General features: G+C 53.5%; 13 protein-coding genes. 9 read left to right on the forward strand and 4 right to left on the reverse strand.

What is annotated here, in order from left to right; all coding sequences use genetic code 11:
• Positions 1–69: 69 nt before the first annotated feature.
• The 5 genes from MK323_11390 to MK323_11410 all read left to right on the forward strand — a co-directional run bounded on the left by MK323_11390 (position 70) and on the right by MK323_11410 (position 7,327).
• Positions 70–2,424, forward strand: coding sequence for a xanthine dehydrogenase family protein molybdopterin-binding subunit (locus MK323_11390; protein ID MCH2482757.1), 2,355 nt, complete (start codon positions 70–72; stop codon positions 2,422–2,424).
• Positions 2,421–3,260, forward strand: a complete 840-nt coding sequence (locus tag MK323_11395) for an FAD binding domain-containing protein (GenBank protein ID MCH2482758.1) — start codon at positions 2,421–2,423, stop codon at positions 3,258–3,260. The genes MK323_11390 and MK323_11395 overlap by 4 nt, the downstream gene beginning before the upstream one ends.
• The gene (locus tag MK323_11400) at positions 3,257–4,477 is read left to right on the forward strand and encodes a 2Fe-2S iron-sulfur cluster-binding protein (protein MCH2482759.1); all 1,221 of its coding nucleotides are present in this window, start codon (positions 3,257–3,259) and stop codon (positions 4,475–4,477) included. The genes MK323_11395 and MK323_11400 overlap by 4 nt, the downstream gene beginning before the upstream one ends.
• Positions 4,478–4,985: 508 nt before the next feature.
• A complete protein-coding gene (locus MK323_11405; GenBank protein ID MCH2482760.1) occupies positions 4,986–5,915 on the forward strand; it encodes an LLM class flavin-dependent oxidoreductase in 930 nt (309 codons plus the stop codon).
• A gap of 530 nt (positions 5,916–6,445) precedes the next feature.
• Entirely contained in the window at positions 6,446–7,327 is an 882-nt protein-coding gene (locus MK323_11410; GenBank protein MCH2482761.1) for an alpha/beta hydrolase, read from the forward strand.
• 16 nt (positions 7,328–7,343) lie between these two features.
• On the opposite strand, the gene MK323_11415 is transcribed toward MK323_11410, so the two are convergent.
• On the reverse strand, positions 7,344–7,571 hold the full coding sequence (locus MK323_11415) for a hypothetical protein (GenBank protein ID MCH2482762.1): 228 nt from the start codon (positions 7,569–7,571) through the stop codon (positions 7,344–7,346).
• Between the two features lie 573 nt (positions 7,572–8,144).
• Between MK323_11415 and MK323_11420 the strand changes: the two genes are divergently transcribed.
• On the forward strand, positions 8,145–8,582 hold the full coding sequence (locus MK323_11420; protein MCH2482763.1) for a nuclear transport factor 2 family protein: 438 nt from the start codon (positions 8,145–8,147) through the stop codon (positions 8,580–8,582).
• Positions 8,583–8,935: 353 nt separating this feature from the next.
• On the opposite strand, the gene MK323_11425 is transcribed toward MK323_11420, so the two are convergent.
• On the reverse strand, positions 8,936–9,322 hold the full coding sequence (locus MK323_11425; protein ID MCH2482764.1) for a hypothetical protein: 387 nt from the start codon (positions 9,320–9,322) through the stop codon (positions 8,936–8,938).
• 1,952 nt (positions 9,323–11,274) lie between these two features.
• Between MK323_11425 and MK323_11430 the strand changes: the two genes are divergently transcribed.
• Positions 11,275–12,351 (forward strand): 50S ribosome-binding GTPase, encoded by a 1,077-nt coding sequence (locus tag MK323_11430; GenBank protein MCH2482765.1) that lies wholly within the window; start codon positions 11,275–11,277, stop codon positions 12,349–12,351.
• A gap of 231 nt (positions 12,352–12,582) precedes the next feature.
• On the opposite strand, the gene MK323_11435 is transcribed toward MK323_11430, so the two are convergent.
• Together MK323_11435 and MK323_11440 are read right to left on the reverse strand one after the other, a co-directional pair.
• On the reverse strand, positions 12,583–13,374 hold the full coding sequence (locus MK323_11435) for a slipin family protein (protein ID MCH2482766.1): 792 nt from the start codon (positions 13,372–13,374) through the stop codon (positions 12,583–12,585).
• A 134-nt stretch (positions 13,375–13,508) separates the two neighbouring features.
• Positions 13,509–14,693 (reverse strand): nodulation protein NfeD, encoded by a 1,185-nt coding sequence (locus MK323_11440; GenBank protein MCH2482767.1) that lies wholly within the window; start codon positions 14,691–14,693, stop codon positions 13,509–13,511.
• 801 nt (positions 14,694–15,494) lie between these two features.
• Between MK323_11440 and MK323_11445 the strand changes: the two genes are divergently transcribed.
• Both MK323_11445 and MK323_11450 read left to right on the forward strand, forming a co-directional pair.
• Positions 15,495–16,460, forward strand: coding sequence for a Gfo/Idh/MocA family oxidoreductase (locus tag MK323_11445; GenBank protein MCH2482768.1), 966 nt, complete (start codon positions 15,495–15,497; stop codon positions 16,458–16,460).
• Between the two features lie 207 nt (positions 16,461–16,667).
• Positions 16,668–17,261 carry an amino acid synthesis family protein gene (locus tag MK323_11450; GenBank protein MCH2482769.1) on the forward strand — a complete coding sequence of 198 codons (594 nt, stop codon included), beginning with the start codon at positions 16,668–16,670 and terminating at the stop codon, positions 17,259–17,261.
• Positions 17,262–17,799 lie beyond the last annotated feature (538 nt).

Genomic DNA, 17,799 nt, shown 5'->3' on the forward strand with positions numbered 1-17,799 from the left:
ACATCCTGTTCGACCCCGGGCACACGACAAACCTGCTTGTTTGGAATTATCTGACTGACGGGGCATCCGATGAGCACACACGGTGTCGGCGCTTCAGTGCTGCGCAAGGAAGACGATCGCTACCTGCGTGGGCGGGGAGAATTTGTCGGCGACATTCAGCTGGCAGGTACCCGCCATGTCGCCTTCCTCCGGAGCCCCGTTGCTCACGGCTACCTCCGCAATGCCTCGATTCCGAACGAATGCCGTCAGCAGGTGTTTGTCGCTGACGATCTCGCGGCGGTCGCCCCGATCCGGGCGCATTCCACCCTGCCTGGTTTCAAATCCTCCGATCAACCAGTACTGGCGAGCGGTAAGGTCCGCCATGTCGGCGAACTGATCGCAATGTGTGTGGCTGACACACGGGCTGAGGCCGAGGACATCGTTGATGCGATCGGCGTCGAGATCGAGGAACTGCCAGTACTTAGCGACATGCTCGCCGCTCGCGAAGCCGGCGCGCCCCTGGTGCACGAGGAGTGGGGTGACAACGTGTTCCTTACAACAGACTTTGAACAGGACCTCGACCCGATCATTGCTCGAGCTGCTGCTTCGGTCACCCGCACAATTCGTACCGCACGCCAGTCGATGAGCCCACTCGAGGGCCGCGGCGTCCTCGCCAGATGGGACAGCCGACTCGAACAACTCGTGGTTTATACCTCGACCCAGCAACCCCATATTGTACGTACCGGTCTTTCCGAATGTCTCGGCATTGAACATGCCCGGATCCGGGTGGTGGCACCAGATGTCGGTGGTGGTTTCGGCTACAAGGGCATTCTTCTACCGGAAGAAATCTGCCTTGCCTGGGCGGCAATAAAGCTGGGGCACCCGCTCAAGTGGCTGGAAGACCGGCGCGAAAACCTCATCGCATCATCCAATTGTCGCGAGCACCACTACACCATTACCGTTTACGGTGATGCGAACGGCAAACTCCTCGCCATCGATGCCGAGGCAACGGTCGATGCTGGTGCCTACTCTTCTTATCCTTTCTCCGCCTGCCTAGAAGCAGCCCAGGTCGTCAGCATTCTGCCCGGTGTGTATGACCTGGAGGGGTACCGCTGCCGGACCTATGCCGTCGCCACCAACAAGCCCCCCATCCTGCCGTACCGCGGCGTTGCCCGTTGCGGGGTCTGCACTGCACTGGAACTAATGGTCGATGCGCTGGCGCGGGAACTGGCAATCGAACCCACCGAAGTGCGTTTCCAGAGTCTTATCGGTCCCGAGCAGATGCCATTCAACAATATCACGAGCAAACATTTTGACAGCGGCGATTACCCGGAGTCGCTGCGCCAGGTGATCGACACAATTGATCTCGACTCTATCCGAAGCCGCCAGCAACGTGGCGAAGCAGACGGGCGACGGATCGGGATCGGCTTTGCGATGTACACAGAACAAGGAGCCCACGGTACCACCGTTTATGCCAACTGGGGGATCCCAATGGTGCCGGGCCACGAACAGTGCACGGCCCGCCTGACCCCGGATGGGGGGTTGGAACTGCGCATTGGAGCCCATTCCCACGGACAGGGTTTGGAAACCACCCTGGCTCAGGTCGCGCACGAGGTTCTCGGTATCCCGCTGGAACAGACTCGACTGATCCACGGTGACACCGCGATCACGCCTTACTCGACCGGTACCTGGGGCTCACGCTCAATGGTGATGTCTGGCGGAGCAGTTGCCTGCGCATGCGATGAGTTGGCACGGCGGGTGTTGCGCATTGGCGCCAACTTGCTCCAGTGTCCAGTGGAGGCAGTGCGACTAAAAGACGGCGCTGTCCAAGGCGCCGCCGGCAGTATCCAACTTGCCGAGATCTCCCGCACCTGGTACCTCAAGCCGCAGGAGCTGGATACCGAGGCAGACCCGGCGGGTCTCGAGGTCACCGCGGGCTACAAGCCAGAACGGGATTCGGGTACTTTCAGTTACGCCACCCATGCTGCCGTCATAGCTGTTGACCCGCTGACCGGCGAGATTGAATTACTTGATTACGTGATTGCCGAGGATGGTGGAGTGCTGGTCAACCCCATGATTGTCGATGGCCAGATCCTTGGCGGGCTGGCCCAGGGTATAGGTACCGCCCTGTTCGAGGAAATGGTCTACAGCACAGACGGCCAGCCACAGGCATCCACTCTGTCGGAATACCTGTTGCCTGGCCCGACCGAGGTCCCGGACGCGCAAATCATCCATCTGGAAACGCCCTCGCCCTATACCCGTTTCGGCGTCAAGGGCATCGGTGAGGGTGGCTGTATCGCACCACCGGCCGCGATCACCAACGCGATTAACGATGCGCTTCGAGCTATCGGAGTGGAACTGTCGGTGCTACCAGTCACACCGCGGCGTATCGTGGAGGCTGTTGCCGCGGCAAGCGATTCGTCACTTGGCAAGGTGACAACATGAAGCCAGTCGACTTCGATTACGAACAGGCGAAAAGCGTCGACGAGGCAATTACGCTCCTGACTCAGTCGGCGGACGCCCTGATTCTCGCCGGCGGCCAGACGCTCGGTCCGATGCTCAACCTGCGACTGGTTCAACCTGAACTGCTGGTAGACATTACTCGCATCGATGAACTCGTCCGCGTTGAGGCGTCGACAACCCACGTCACCATCGGTGCCTGCGTATCCCATGCCGCGGTCGAAGACCGGCGAATTGCCGATCTGGGTCATGATTTTCTTGCCCGGGTCGCTGGCGGCATCGGTTACCGCGCGGTCCGGAATCGTGGCACCCTCGGCGGCAGTGTCGCCAATGCGGATCCAGCGGCTGACTGGGTGTCGTGTTTTGCCGCGCTCGACGCCGAGATCCTGGTCTCCGGCCAAAGTGGGCAGCGGATTGTCAAGATCGATGACTTCCTGGTTGGAGCAATGGAAACAACCATCGGCACAGGAGAACTGATAAACGGGATCCGCATGCCCCGACTCGGCGCCTCCGTGCGTTGCGGATATGCCAAGATTTCACGCAAACCCGGTGAATTTGCCGACGCGATCGCAGCGATTGTGCATGACCCCGACCGTGGTTGTTGTCGTGTGGTTGTCGGCGCCACCGACGGCTTGCCTCTCTTGCTCGACAATGATGCACTTGGCCTCGGCCCCGCTGTGGCACTCCCCGCTGTACTGGACCCAGGACCGGTTCGCGATCATCTTGCGTGGCACATGCCGGTGCCCGATCTCTATCGCCTCAATGTCCAGTGCGCTGTACTCCAGCGCGCGCTGGCCGATGCCCACGCATTCCCGTCATGAGACCGTTTGAGGTGACGGTCAATGGGCGTCTTCATCGTGCTGCGGTGTCGCCACGCACTTCCCTGGCCGATTTCCTGCGCGATGATATCGGCCTTACCGGTACCCATCTTGGCTGCGAGCATGGGATTTGTGGTGCCTGCACCGTACTCATCAATGGTCAGATATCCCGCTCCTGTATCACGTACGCCGTTACCTGCGCTGGTGCGACAGTAGAAACCATCGAGGGTCTGGACGACGACCCGCTGATGGGGGAGCTGCGCCGGACATTTTCAGAGGAGCACGCCCTGCAGTGTGGCTACTGTACCCCAGGTATGCTGATCACCGCTCGCGATGTGCTCTCGCGGCACACAGATCTCACGCAGGCGCAGATACGGCGCGAGATGAGCGGCAACCTGTGCCGCTGTACCGGTTATCGCGGTATCGTCCGAGCCATTGCGCGGGTCGCCGCTCAGCCTTTGGTCAGTGGCCCGCAGCAGAACACAGTTGGGCTCGGTCCTGCACCGGGGCCCGGTGCGTGCGAGACAAGATCAACGCCGGAGGCGATAGGCACTCCTCAAGGCTTGGCAACGCCGTCGCCGACAACGCCAGTCCCGGGTGGTTTGCCGTCGGGGATTACCGTCAGTGTCCGTGACGTAAGAGAGTCCGATGGCTGGGTTACTATCGAGCAGGTGTTCACGTTACCCCACCCCCGCACCACGGTGTGGCCGTTGCTTTCAGACCTCGAAAAAACCTGTGCAGCACTGCCTGGGATCGAACTCGATGGTCCACCGGTCGACGGTGCGGTCAGTGGCAAAGCCTCGATCAAACTGGGTCCGATTAGACCGGTTTTCGCCTTTTCCGGGACATACGCTGTGGATGATCGAAGTTACTCGTCAACAATCGAGGGCGTGGGAACGGATCGCCGGAGCCACTCGCGGGCCAAGGCGCGCATCCAGAACCGTTTGTTCGACCTCGACGAGGAGAACACGCGGGTGGAAGTTGAGATCGCTTATACCATCGCCGGTCCACTGGCCCAGTTCGGTCGCTCGGGCTTTGTCCGCAATCTTGTTGGCCGACTGGCGACCACCTTTGCCCACAACGTGAACGCCGCCTTGTCTGGTGAGTCCGGGTCCGCCGCTGCACTGGCACAATCCCAGGGCTGGTGGAAAAAGTGGCTGGCACCCCTCTGTCGCCTTATCGCCGCCTTCAACCGACGACGCCCACGACAAGGGGATTAGTCGATCCATCCAACCCACCCCAATCAATCAGCCATCATGCAGTAGACTCAAACACTCTCACATCAACTGGACTAGATTATCGGGCACGTCAGGTCCATTTGCGTGGAGTCGGAGTCTGTTATTTGAGGGGTTTTTGGACTGTTAGTTGGTAGGACTCTGCCTTCACACGGAAGCGGTCGCTGGTTCAAATCCAGCCGCGCCCACCATTTTCTACTGCTTCTAGGCTATTCTGGTAGAGCACTGTCTTTTTAGTTTTTCGGTGTGCTGAAAACGTACTGAAAATTCGAGATTAGCCACTCCATCATGCAGATAATCCGAGGCCAGATGGGCATACCGCTCTGTCATCTAGATATTGGCATGGCGAAGCAGTTTGTTCACTTCAAAGAGCGGCACAACTTTCATCTCGAACCAACCGGCAAAGGTGTGGCGCAGGTCATGGATTCTATAATTACGCCTGAGAACCCAATGTTCATATATTTCAATTCGTCGTGCCATTTCTAGTGAAGAGATGCCACTGAAAAAGACTAAAGTCGGCGTACTTTATCATCGCTATCTGCCAGGCTATAGCGCAGAACGGTTTGCTATCGATGCTGAAGAGTTAGGCTTCGATTCGTTGTGGGTAAGCGAAAACACATTTTCCCGTGCACCCAAAGCGGATCCATTCGTCGTACTTGGAATTTTTGCTGCAGTCACAAATCGTCCGCTAATTGGAACAGCAGTCGTGCGACTGCCGCTGAGAAGTCCAGCTGCAATGGCAAAGGCTTGCGCCTACGTCGACCAACTGTCGAACGGACGATTAATCTTCGGAATCGGCGTCGGCGGCGACTTCCCAGAGGAGTTCACTGCAGCCGGAATACCGTTTGTCGAGCGCGGTGCGAGAACGGATGAGTGTATGGATATACTAAAGGCATTGTGGAAAAACGCAGAAACGACATTTCACGGCCGGTTCTACCAGTTTGACAAAGCAATTCAGTATCCAAAACCAATTCAGGCAGGTGGACCACCACTATGGGTGGGTGGGCGTGGAGATCCGGCGTTGCGACGGGCGATCCGTTATGGCCATGGTATTTTCCCCCTCTTTTTTACGCCCCAGCACTATCGGGAGGCCTGCTCCCGTCTGGAAGAACTGGCCACGGAAACGAAGCGGGATCCAACTGAGATTACGCGAGCACTGACTGTGTTCCTGTCGATAGGTAAGACACGACAAGCCGCGTTACGCATGATGGGTGAAAGCATCGGTGTGGATTACAACCTGCGTGAGGATCAGGTCGAACGCCTCAACGTAACCGGCACGCCAAGTGAAGTTACTGAGCAACTCGAAGCTTATATTGAAGCCGGTGTCGAACATTTTGCCATAGCATTTGGATGTCCTCACGATGAGGTTGCCACACAACTGGAAACACTGGGGTCAGAAGTGTTACCGCATCTGAGTAGGTAGAGGGTCGCTATGGTGCCTGCTCAATGTGTAAGCGGTAGGTCGTGCAAATGACCGAGAGGTTACGTATTCTTTTGACCGCATTTTCGTTTGCTACGTCAGACAATTCTGAAAGTCTTTCGTCAATCAAGCTTACCGCTTCGTCGAACCGCGACAACTCTCGCCTGATCTCGGCTCAAAACTCAGGTAGTCAGGGATAAGGAGCGCTGCTTTCCCCTGGCTGTGCCTTTTTTAGGCCTATTCATCGTGGCACAGTGGGGTCTTGGGCGTGTCTTTAGCCTTAAGGATCGTCCGCCTGAGGGTGTGGGTAGGCGTTAATATCGGGGTTATGGTTGCTATGCTCCATTACGAATAACGAAATCAAACTTACTCATTGACCTGATCTGTTTGCGGCCATATGACTTGCGAATGCGCCTGAGTATGGTTCAGTATCAGACTCTATTAGCAAGACAGCACGACATTGGAAGCAGCCATTTGACAGCACGCTTCGGTCCTGGTGACTGATTGATTCTTAACCCTAAGGCGACCAAACCATGCCCTATGTCACGACAGATGATGGCATTCAGTTGTACTACGAGGAAGCAGGCAGTGGCGACACCGTACTGTTCGTGCACGAATTCGGCGGCGATCATCGCTCATGGGAGCCACAAATCCGATTCTTCTCGCGCCGCTACCGTTGCATTACCTATGGTGCCCGCGGCTATCCCCCCTCAGATGTGCCCGATGACCCTGCCACATATTCGCAGCAAAGAGCCGTAATCGATGCCATCAATGTTCTCGACGAGTTGCACATCAGTAACGCCCATATCGTAGGACTTTCGATGGGGGGCTTTACGGCACTGCACGTTGGGCTTGAATATCCTCAACGGGCACGCTCCCTAGTCGTCGCCGGTTGTGGTTACGGCGCGGAAAAAGAACACGCCGAATATTTCAAAGGGGTATCGCTGGAAGTCGCTCAGCAATTCGAATCACTGGGCAGCAAAGCTTTCGCAACGACCTACGCCAGCGGCGCAGCGCGCGTCCAGTTTCAAAACAAGGATCCACGAGGATGGGGCGAACTGGTCGAATGGCTCGGCCAGCACTCTTCCGTGGGTGTGGCGAATACCATGCGTGGCGTTCAGTGCCAACGACCTTCCCTATACGATTTGGAACCCGGACTGAGCAACCTCGCCACACCGACGCTCGTCATTAACGGAGACGAGGACGACCACTGTCTGCAACCCGGCCTATTTCTCAAACGCACCATTCCTGCCTGTGGATTGTTAGTGCTGCCAAAGACCGGGCACACGATCAACCTTGAAGAGCCAAATATGTTCAACTCAGCGGTGGCGGAGTTTTTTGCCCAGGTCGACGCAGGCCAGTGGGCACCGCGCGATCCGCGCGCCGATCCGGCCCAAGTCATGCGTACCCGCTGACCGGTCGGACAAAACTTCAGGTGCAGTCCGCCAGGCGCGCTACGGTGCCCGTGAGTACCCGTGTGCCGTGAAACAGGTCCTCTGCCTTGCAGGATTCGGGCGCCTTTAGGATCAGGCCAGTGTGACCAGAATGTGACCAATCCTCGAGTACTTTGACTGCATTTCGCAGGTTCTCAGGTACTAGGTGTGCATACCTCTCCGTCATCTTCACAGTACTGTGTCCTAAGATTTCGCGCACTTCCATCAAGGGTCTGCCTGCCAGCCATGACCATCCAGGACGCACAAGTATGCCGACGGGTATTAGGCGTGCAATCCTCGATCTGAGCCTCAGTGTTAGGGGACTTTAAAGCCCAAACACTATTATTTAAGTCTTTTCTGAATATTCACGTACAATGTTTTAGATAAAACAGGGGTTTGCCCTTAGTAAGTCACCAGAGGAGCTTAAATGGACTTACGGGCTAAGTGATCCCAGTAATGGAGAAGGCGATTCATACAACCTTGTCTACTCCCAATACCCAACTAACACTGTAAACCTCTCTGCAGGAACAGACAGAGGAATGTGTAGATGTGTTTCATCCGACCGCAGTTTCAATTCCTTTGCGTGAGTAAGGCATGATTAGATGCAGGCATACGACTGTATGACTCGTTTTCTTTGGGAATTTGATGGAGAGGCTAGGCGAGTTACTCCCAGCACTCCACTGCCAGAACTTCGGCTATCTACATATACTTTCAGCCACCTTCAATAAACAATACTACTAAATGAAAAAATGGAGGGTGCCAAAAGTCAATCGCACCATTCTCGAAGCGGAGAGATCGTATGAGTGAACAAAATGGACTATCGACTCAAGACTACCTGGACATTCAAAACCTGTATGCCTTGTACAACCTCAGCAGCGATGCCGCAGACTCCGACACTTATGCCTCGTGTTTTACCAACGATGGTGTTCTTGAGGCGCCGGATATAGGCATCAGTGTCTCCGGCCGAGAAGCTCTGATAGCTCACAAGGAACGCGATAAAGCGAACCGTGGGGGCAAATATAGGCGGCACTGGAATGGCAGCTTGCATCTAGAACTCAGATCCGATGGCTCAGTCCTGGGGCGTTGTTACCTGGTTGCCTACAACGGCTCGCCGGGACAACTTCCGGTATTGGCCGACTGCGGCGTATACGAAGACACCGTGATCCAGCATAACGGTCAGTGGAAATTTTCCCGACGCATCCTGACCATGGATGCTTCGAGTTGGGGGAAAAACTGAGGAAATAAGAAAACTGAAGACGGACATCACGTACATGTCGGTTGCCTTGATCGTCGGATTCTGTTGATAAACTAGAAAATAGGATCTGATTGGTTTAACCATTTCTCTCCAGGGCCGAATAAGTCGCCCTGCTGATATCTCGTCTTCTATTAATGGTAGGAATCCCAGCGCAATATCTGAAGTATCGTCGTATTGATCGAGATTTTCTTTCACAAAATCAACATATCGCTGTTTCTCACTGTCTGACATAGCAATGGCATTTGTGGTGAAAAATGCTCCTAAGAAGAAGATTGTTACTAGCAACTTGGGCATTTCGACCTCCAAAATGTTTTTGCAACACGAATATCTATGGGCTATAAATCAAGTCTTTGGAGAAACCACATACTGTGTTTTTCGATCGTTACCGGATCATTGATCCAGACCCATTGACCAGTCTTACCTAGTCCCTCAAGGATTGCGTCACCAGAAATGCTGGTAGTCAGTTCATCACTACACGTGATCTCTAAATAGTAACTTTGCCGAATTCTTGAATAAGTATTAGCAGAACCTATGTCTTCTACAAAAGGACCAACAGAAAGCATGCCTTCATTCTTATCGCGCCACTCGTATGGAATATCCAACTTGCTAAGCTGTTGAGCAATTGATTCTCGAATCCTCGTACATGACACATCGTGTACACCCATACTTGCTCCCATCGACACACGCTCTAGTGATTCTGTTTGCAAAGAAGTTGTTTGCACACAACCCACCATGCCAAAGATCACTGCAATAAGATAATAATATAAAGCAATCCTAATTACTTATTCTCCTCCGTAAAATAAATCCCCAGCGGAATCAGTTTTCTTCCATTCTTCTCATATGCGATAGACGATTTAGGAGACCGTGAATAGTTACTGGTTAATTTTGAACTAATATTTTTTCCCGGCGACAGTGAGTATAAAAGTCCAATCATATTGGTGACTGCAGACGTTCTCGGGCCAACTCCTACATATTTGTTCATTACAGTTTTGTCATCCGTGTGTCGCGCAAACCCACTACAATGGCCTATCTCATGCTCCATAAGGTCTGCGTGGGTACAGTTCATGTTGCCTATGTCGGAGTTAACGTAAATCTTACACTTAGCATATTCCCCCGAACTGTACATATACGGAACTGCCCAACCACAAGCATTTCTATATTGACTCGAGTAACCCATAATTTGAATGCCCTGAGCAGGTGCCGACCCAACAAAGCTAAAACTTACAGTTGGCCACCATTGCACCCTCTCGCCACTCTGATCTCGTCGCTCCGGACACTTGTATTCTTGTTGATGGCCAGCGTCGTGTCCTATTCGAGAATTTTGTACATTCATTGTGCTTACATAGGTAGTTGTAAACTCCACTCGGCCAACTACATGTAGTAGTTGTAGTTGTACTCGTTGAAGTCGTAGAACAAGCTGAGCGTCCCTCCGTTTGTCCATGATTGATGTAGTGCGAATTACCCCATGCTTCAATACTTTGTCCACCACCGGATGAGTTATAAACAGCCAACAAGTCTGGATATTTGCGAACGTAATCTCCGTAGCAACTTTCGGCACTCGAAGAAGTCGTCGTGGTAGTAGTTGTGGCGGTCGTTGAGCTACAGCTTGCAGCGGACAATCCGCTGTAGGTTCGACCTTCTGTGCGACCATTATTGCAGTAGTGGTTCTTTCCCCACGCACTTTTGGTTTGTCCGCCTCCACTAGCATTGTAGACAGCCAACAGATCACCATATTTATTAACATAACCAACAGTCACAACGTTATAAGCGCCACTACCACTACTACACTGCTGCTCATCAGCATCAATGATGGTAGTAGTACTACCATGTTGGCTTGTACACCAATTGTCCAACGCTTGAATTAACGTCGCCGTACTATGAGGTTTTCCGTGATAAGCATAGTACTTGTTAACCGAATCGCATTTCGCCAGAACTTTATGCAATATGTGGTCGACATATTTCGTCCCAGCAAATACGAGATCACAACTGGCTGACCGATTATAGGGAGAACCTTCTACATCCAAATTATCAGCTGCAGTTGGCGCAACATCTGTCCCAGCTAATCCCAACTCCACACCAGATTGTGTGCTGTTATCACTACAAGAAGAGATCACCAATGCCGTTAGGCATACGGATGCAACCAAGACTAAGCGCTTGATCATAGAATCCTTCCTCTTCTTCAGTACAACTTAACCAGCCTCCAACGGGTCGTATTACTCACGAATTTATAGGGTTTATTGATGCTGGCAATCCTTAAGTCAGCGTCAGTCTGATACAGCTTCAATGGCACGATTAGGTTAGGTGTGAGTGCGGGGTATACACCGGTTAGTTTCTTAATCTTTATCTTCGCTAATGGTGCAAATTTCCCTGTCTCATCTCTTCTAATGTGCTCTGGTCCAACCCCATCCAACCAAATCCAGCACTTTGGACGGTGACTTTTTGACTGTTCTGACGATACCGTACTACAATTCAATACCTTATCGATCAGTGTGGAGTCTTCCGGACTTACCATCTTTTCAACGACTTACGTAGTCTGATTACCGGTTTTCTCTTCGACTGTGCCTAAAATGTACCTAACTGTTGTGCACGTTAGACAGTTCTGTCACTGCGTCATGCATCCGTTTCTTATCTATCATTCGAGAAATCACTTATAGATGAAGCACGAGAAATAGAAATGCCGACCAACGTCAGCCCGGAATACAAACAGGCCGAGGTGGAGTACCGTCAGGCACGGGAACCTCGTGAGCGCCTTGACTGCCTGCAGGAGATGCTCCGTACCATCCCAAAGCACAAGGGTACGGAGAACCTGCAGGCCGATATCAAGACCCGTGTCAAGCAACTCAGGGAAGAGCTGACGGGGCCCAAGAAAGGGGCTCATCGCAGTGGACCTTCCCATGTAATTCGCGCAGAGGGTGCCGCGCAGGTCAGTCTAATCGGTGCCCCTAACGTTGGAAAGTCGAGCCTCCATGATCGGTTGACTCATTCCGGCGCCGGCATCGGCGTGTATCCGTTTACGACCCACTTACCACAGCCGGGCATGATGGCATTTGAGGACATTCAGTTTCAATTGATCGACCTGCCACCCGTATCTGCGGATTTCATGGAAAACTGGTACATAAACGCATTGCAACCGGCGGACGCAGCTCTGCTCGTGGTCGACCCTGCTGAACCGGACTGTGTCGAGCAGGTGCAGGTGATCCTCAATCGGCTGGTGGAAAAGAAGGTCACGTTGCTCGAGTCTTGGCCCGGACCGATCCCACAGGCTAACGCCGCAGCGCTCCCAGCTGCCAACGGTAGATTCGATGATGGCACCTCGCAAGACGGTGATGAGATCAAGGATCCCTTTCGCAACGACCTCCCCACGTTGATGGTGGCAAACAAGGCAGACCTGAGTGGTAGTGGCGAGGAGTTGCAGTTGCTGCAGGCTCTGCTCGGCACCCGGTTGCCGGCGATGGTGGTTTCGGCCAAAACCGGCGACGGATTGGAATACCTGGGGCCGTTCCTTGCCAGTGCACTGCAGATTGTTCGCGTGTACACCCGTATCCCCGGTAAATCCGCTGATCTCGATCGACCGTTTACAGTACGCCAGGGCGGCACCGTGCGGGACGTCGCCCGCCTGGTGCACAAGGATATTGCGCACTCGCTCAAGTTTGCCCGCCTCTGGGGTGGTGGCCAGTTTGTCGGACAGCGAGTGAGTGCTGAGTACCAAGTCGCCGACGGCGATATTATTGAGTTACACAGTGACCCGTGATTGAAAACCAAAGCAGCTGTTTTCAAGCAACCCGGCGATACATTGGCAATCGAGGAGGTGACCGATCCCACTACGGCAGCGTTTCTTCTGTGTGCAATCCGTGGGTAATTCTGGCCAGCCCCCAGCTATCTTGAATGACGTCGATAGGGGATGTCATGGCCGGCAGGGAGGTCATTTTCCTGCTTTGCGGTCAGAGAGCACCGTCTCGTTCATTGATAACGGCCCCCTTCTTTAGTCAGGTTCCTGGTGAGTGCTGCCGTCGTCCGTCCGGTCTTGCTTGACCAGATTCGCCAAGGACCCTAGGAAATCCATTGGCAGTGGAAACACAATCGTCGAGGTGCCTTCTCCTGTAATCTCGGTCAGCGTCTGCAGATAGCGCAATTGCAGCGCCTGTGGTTGCCTAGAGAGTACCTGGGCCGCCTGCAGCAGATTCTCCGATGCCTGGAGTTCACCTTCGGCATGGATGACTTTGGCACGCCGCTCCCGTTCTGCTTCCGCCTGTCGGGCAATGGCCCGGACCATGCTCTCGTCTAGGTCAACGTGTTTGATCTCGACGTTGGACACCTTGATTCCCCAACTGTCAGTATTCTGGTCCAGTATCTCCTGAATGTCATGGTTGAGTTTTTCCCGTTCGGACAGCATTTCGTCGAGCTCGTGCTGGCCCAGCACCGAGCGCAGTGTAGTCTGCGCGAGCTGGCTGGTCGCCGCGAGGAAGTTCTCGACCTGGATGATGGCCCGTTCAGCATCAATGACACGGAAGTACACGACCGCGTTGACTTTGACTGAGACGTTGTCTTTGGAGATGACATCCTGTGTGGGAACGTCCATGACGATAGTACGCATGTCTACGCGCACCATTTGCTGAATGCCGGGAATCAGGATGATGAGTCCGGGGCCTTTTACTTTCCAGAAGCGGCCCAGCATAAACACAACGCTACGCTGGTACTCCCTCAGAATGCGAATGGCGGAGGCAAATAACGCCACAACAACAAGCAGTCCAATACCCCATGACAACATTGTCATTCCACTACCCCCGGGCTCCTTGCCTGCCAGTACTGGTAGAACCGAATTACTCGAGAAGATCTCTACAAGGACATACCCTATCACAAAGAGCAAACCGAGAAGACTTGTGATTAGGGCTCCTTTCCACATTCTTCTTAATCCCGCGGATGTGGCTCAACAATGACCGTCAGGCCCTCCACCGCAGTGACACGCACTCTGTCGCCCGCCTTCAGCGGAACCCGAGTGCGCGCTTTCCAGTCCTCACTGTGGACCCGCACCCGCCCTTCATCTGCAAACTCCGTAATTACTTCACCGACACTGCCCAACAGTTCTTCCTGGCCCGTGACAATTGGTTGGCGCCGAGCTTTTGCAGCTAGACCAACAATCCCAACAAACACCAAGGCATTAACGATCCCTATACCAATCATCATAGGTAACGACACGGCAAACCCCTCAATATCTGTGTCGATCAGAATGACTGTCCCGATTACAAATGCGACCACACCGCCGATTCCCAACGCCCCGAAACTAGGAAGAAACGCCTCCGCTACCATAAAGCCAATGCCAACTAAGATGAGTCCTACGCCCGCATAGTCAACCGGTAGCACTTGCGCGGCATAAAGCGCTAGCAGCAAACAAATTGCCCCAACCACTCCTGGCAATACAAATCCTGGGTTAAGTAACTCATATATTAGGCCCAACATGCCGAGTGTCATCAATATAGGAAGAATGGTCGGGTGCGTGATTACCGACAACAACTGACTACGCCAGTCGGGTCGAAGATATTCTACGGAAACTTCTGTAGTTTTTAAGACCTGCTCGACCCCAAGGACATTGACCGTGTGTCCGTCCAACTTCTGCAGTAGGTCTGTTACATCATCTGCCAGGAAATCGATAACTTGCTGGTCAATAGCCTCGTTTGACGAGAGGCTTGCTGCCTCCCGGACAGCTTTCTCGGCCCAGTCGGCGTTACGCCCGCGTAAGTGCGCCAACCCGCGAATGTACGCAGCCGCGTCATTGACGATTTTTCGCTCCATAGCACTTTCAGGTTCGTTGTTCTGGTCCGCGTTCTGGTCGCCGCCCGGACCCGGCGTTTCTTGATTTTCTCTATCCTTTGCATCTGAATCACGGCGCGGATCGGATGGAAGATCGGGGAGACCAGGGGCACTACCAATTTGTACAGGAGTGGCCGCACCAAGCGTTGTAGCAGGCGCCATTGCTGCGATATGACTTGCGTACAAGATATAAGTACCCGCGCTCGCAGCCCGTGCCCCGCTAGGTGCCACAAAAGTTACGACCGGAATCGGCGAGGCAATGATGTCCTGTATGATGTCCCGCATTGCGAGATCTAGCCCCCCTGGCGTGTCAAGCCGAAGGATTGCAACAGCAGCGTTGGATTGCTGAGCGTCTTTGAGTCCGCGCCGAATATAATCACTAGTGGCGGGGCCAATAGGTCCATCTACTTCTAGTACTACCGCCTGTGTCGCTGTAGATTCTTGACTTAACGACAAGAATGGCCATATTAGTAAAGCAACCCAAGTTATCCAACGAATTCGGCACGGGGTCATAGTTATGGCTCCTTATTCCCTATATCAACTAACTACATAAGCACGTCGATGTGCTTCCAGTGCTAAGACAATGACACAAACTCCAACCAAGAGAGCGTCTAATTCCTAGGTCGATATGGTGTTTTCTTATACACCCACGCTATCACTTGTAGCAACAACAGATCTACTAAAAATGCCCTGCCCGATAATCTAGTCCAGTTGTTGTGAGCGTGTTTTGAGCTTACTGCATGATGGTCATTTGGTTGGTTGGGGTGGGTTTGATGGCTCGGGTTACTGGTGCTGGGGGCCTGTCATAGTCCAATCAAATCCAGCACTTTCGACGGTAGCTTTGACGGTAACAATATGGCCGTCGTAAGATTACATTCACTATTTCAATCTCTTACAGATCAGTTCGATCCCACCCATAGCCACCATCTAATCAAATACTTAGGTTTGTGCGTGACGACGCTGACTCGCCGGGGTGCAAATACGGCACAGCAGATTCCCAACAGCCAGAAAATTCTGTGTTTCTCCGAGAACAGAACGGAATTATCGACATTCGGACGCAACGTAAGCCACGGTTAGAATCCATGCATGGCAGAACATCATGGTATCGGCTTCATCGGCCTCGGTAGCATTGGACAGCGTATGCTCGCTCAGGCCTGGAGTCATCCGCGGGTCCAACCTACCGTCGCCTGGGACCTAGCCGCAGAAAGATTAGCCCAAACAGTGGCCAACTCAGTTGGGTTGCGGGCTGCCGCGGACGTGAATAGCCTGATCAACGATGATGCGGTAGATGTGGTTTATATCGCATCGCCACCCCTGACCCATGCAGCACATGCCAACGCTGCCCTCGAGTTCGGCAAACCGGTATTTTGCGAAAAACCCCTTGGAATCGACATCGCGACCAGCGAGGCCTTGGCAGCGCGTGCAACTGCCAGTGGCATTGCACACGGCGTTAACTTTATTTTCGCCTCTGCACATCCCACCACGCAGATCGAGCAGGCGCTGGCACGGGCAGAACTCGGTGAAATCAAAGGTGCGGAAGCCCAGTTGCACCTACCGAATTGGGCGAGGCGGCGATATGCCGAGGCCCCTTGGCTAATGGAGTCCGATCAGGGTGGTTTTGTCCGCGAAGTACTTTCTCATTTCATTTACCTGACTGAGCGTCTGTTCGGGCCGGCCGTCGTCAACTATTCGCATTGCCGCCAAGGCCTTCGACATGGCAGCGCAATCACCGGCGTTGTTGCAGAACTCACCTGTGGTGATATCCCGATCAACATCCATGGCAGCACACTGGGCTGGGGTCCGGACGTCTGCAATTACACAGTATGGGGCGAACACTGTTCGTACCGTGTGCACGATCTGCACGGATTGCAGGTCACTACCGGTGAGCGTTGGCTCGATTCAAATACCGCTGGCACCGATCCCGCAAATGACTGGCACCAACGACAATATGATCAACTTGCCGCAATGCTTGACGGCCAAACTCATACTTTGCCCGATTTTGCGGCAGGTCTATCGGTACAGAGACTGATCGAAGAGATATTGGCAGACTGATTCGATGACCGGGACTGTTGTGGTGCTCTCAGAAAACCGCAGAAATCGAAGGGGGCCAAAATATCGCGGCCTCGAAATCGCGCTAACGCATCTGCAAGCTTACGAATTCCACCACGCGCAAACAGCGTCTGAGGAAGCCTTAGCGCTGGCGTCTCAGCCTTAAATTGAACAAGTCAAATTTCAGACCGAACAAAGGAGATACCAATTATGGAATTACGTAAAATTGCGATTTTTGTTGATGATATTCTTAGTGAAGGCGGCCGGAAACTCCCGTCGCCCACAAGGCGGGTTGCCGCGTGTGGGGTTATCAGAAATCCCTTCGCTGGCAAACCACCCATCGACGATTTTTCAGAGTTGGTTGATATCTCCGTGGATGCTGGGGAGGTGCTTACCCAGCGAGCCTTGGAGGCTCTGGGAGAAATTGAACCTCACGCCTACGGCAAAGGAGCGATTGTTGGCGCCGCAGGGGACCTGGAGCAGGGTGCTGCGATGATCCATGTCCGAGTTGGTCTGCCGATGCGCCGCCAAGCCGGCGGTGGACCTGCATTGATTCCGGGAAACGCTAAAGTTGGTCCAATGGGGGGGACTATCGACATCATTTTCGGTGGCATGGAGGATAGCTGGGACTATGACGCCATGGATGCCATGACGATTTCGGTTTCGGACGCGCCCAAACCGGATGAAATCTTGCTTGTCATTGCGTTTCTTGGCGGCACACGTCCAAACGCTCGTATTAAGGGCAATCCGCCTGAACAAGTGGCCGCATTTGTTGAGAAGCTTCGCGAGTCGGGAAGCAAGTAGCAACCCCACCTGTCTCGCATACATGGGAATGACAGTTGAAGGAAAGCCCGCCTTGGGTCACTAAGAGACAAAAACGGCGAGACGGAATATGGTCCGTTGTGCGTCCGTCACCGTAAGTCAAAAGACGGCCCTTCCTGGAGACAGCAACATACCTCTAGATTGGGTGACACCGCCACCTCTAGCTGATTACACCACTTTGTTTATGTGTGTGATATGGTGTTTATAGGCCCGATAGAGGCTGATCTAAATCAACTTGTGGAGAAAGACAATGAAAAGATGTTAATCGTAGTGCTAGGCATATTGGCTTTTCAGAGTGCTGCCTGGGCTGAGACTTGGGAAGACCGCGCCGCAAGGATAAGCTGCTTGGAGTGCTGATTTTACAGATGATCCCGCCTGTTGGAACCCACCTGTTGGATGGAACACCGAAAACCTATGGGTCGTAGATAAGGGGGATCACGAAGCTTATTACGGGCTTGCCAACTGTTTTAGAGGCTGTGCGGAAAATGACACCTGTTACAAAGATAGTTGGCGGGATGAG

Source organism: Gammaproteobacteria bacterium, assembly GCA_022450155.1.
Taxonomy (GTDB): Bacteria; Pseudomonadota; Gammaproteobacteria; order Arenicellales; family UBA868; genus REDSEA-S09-B13.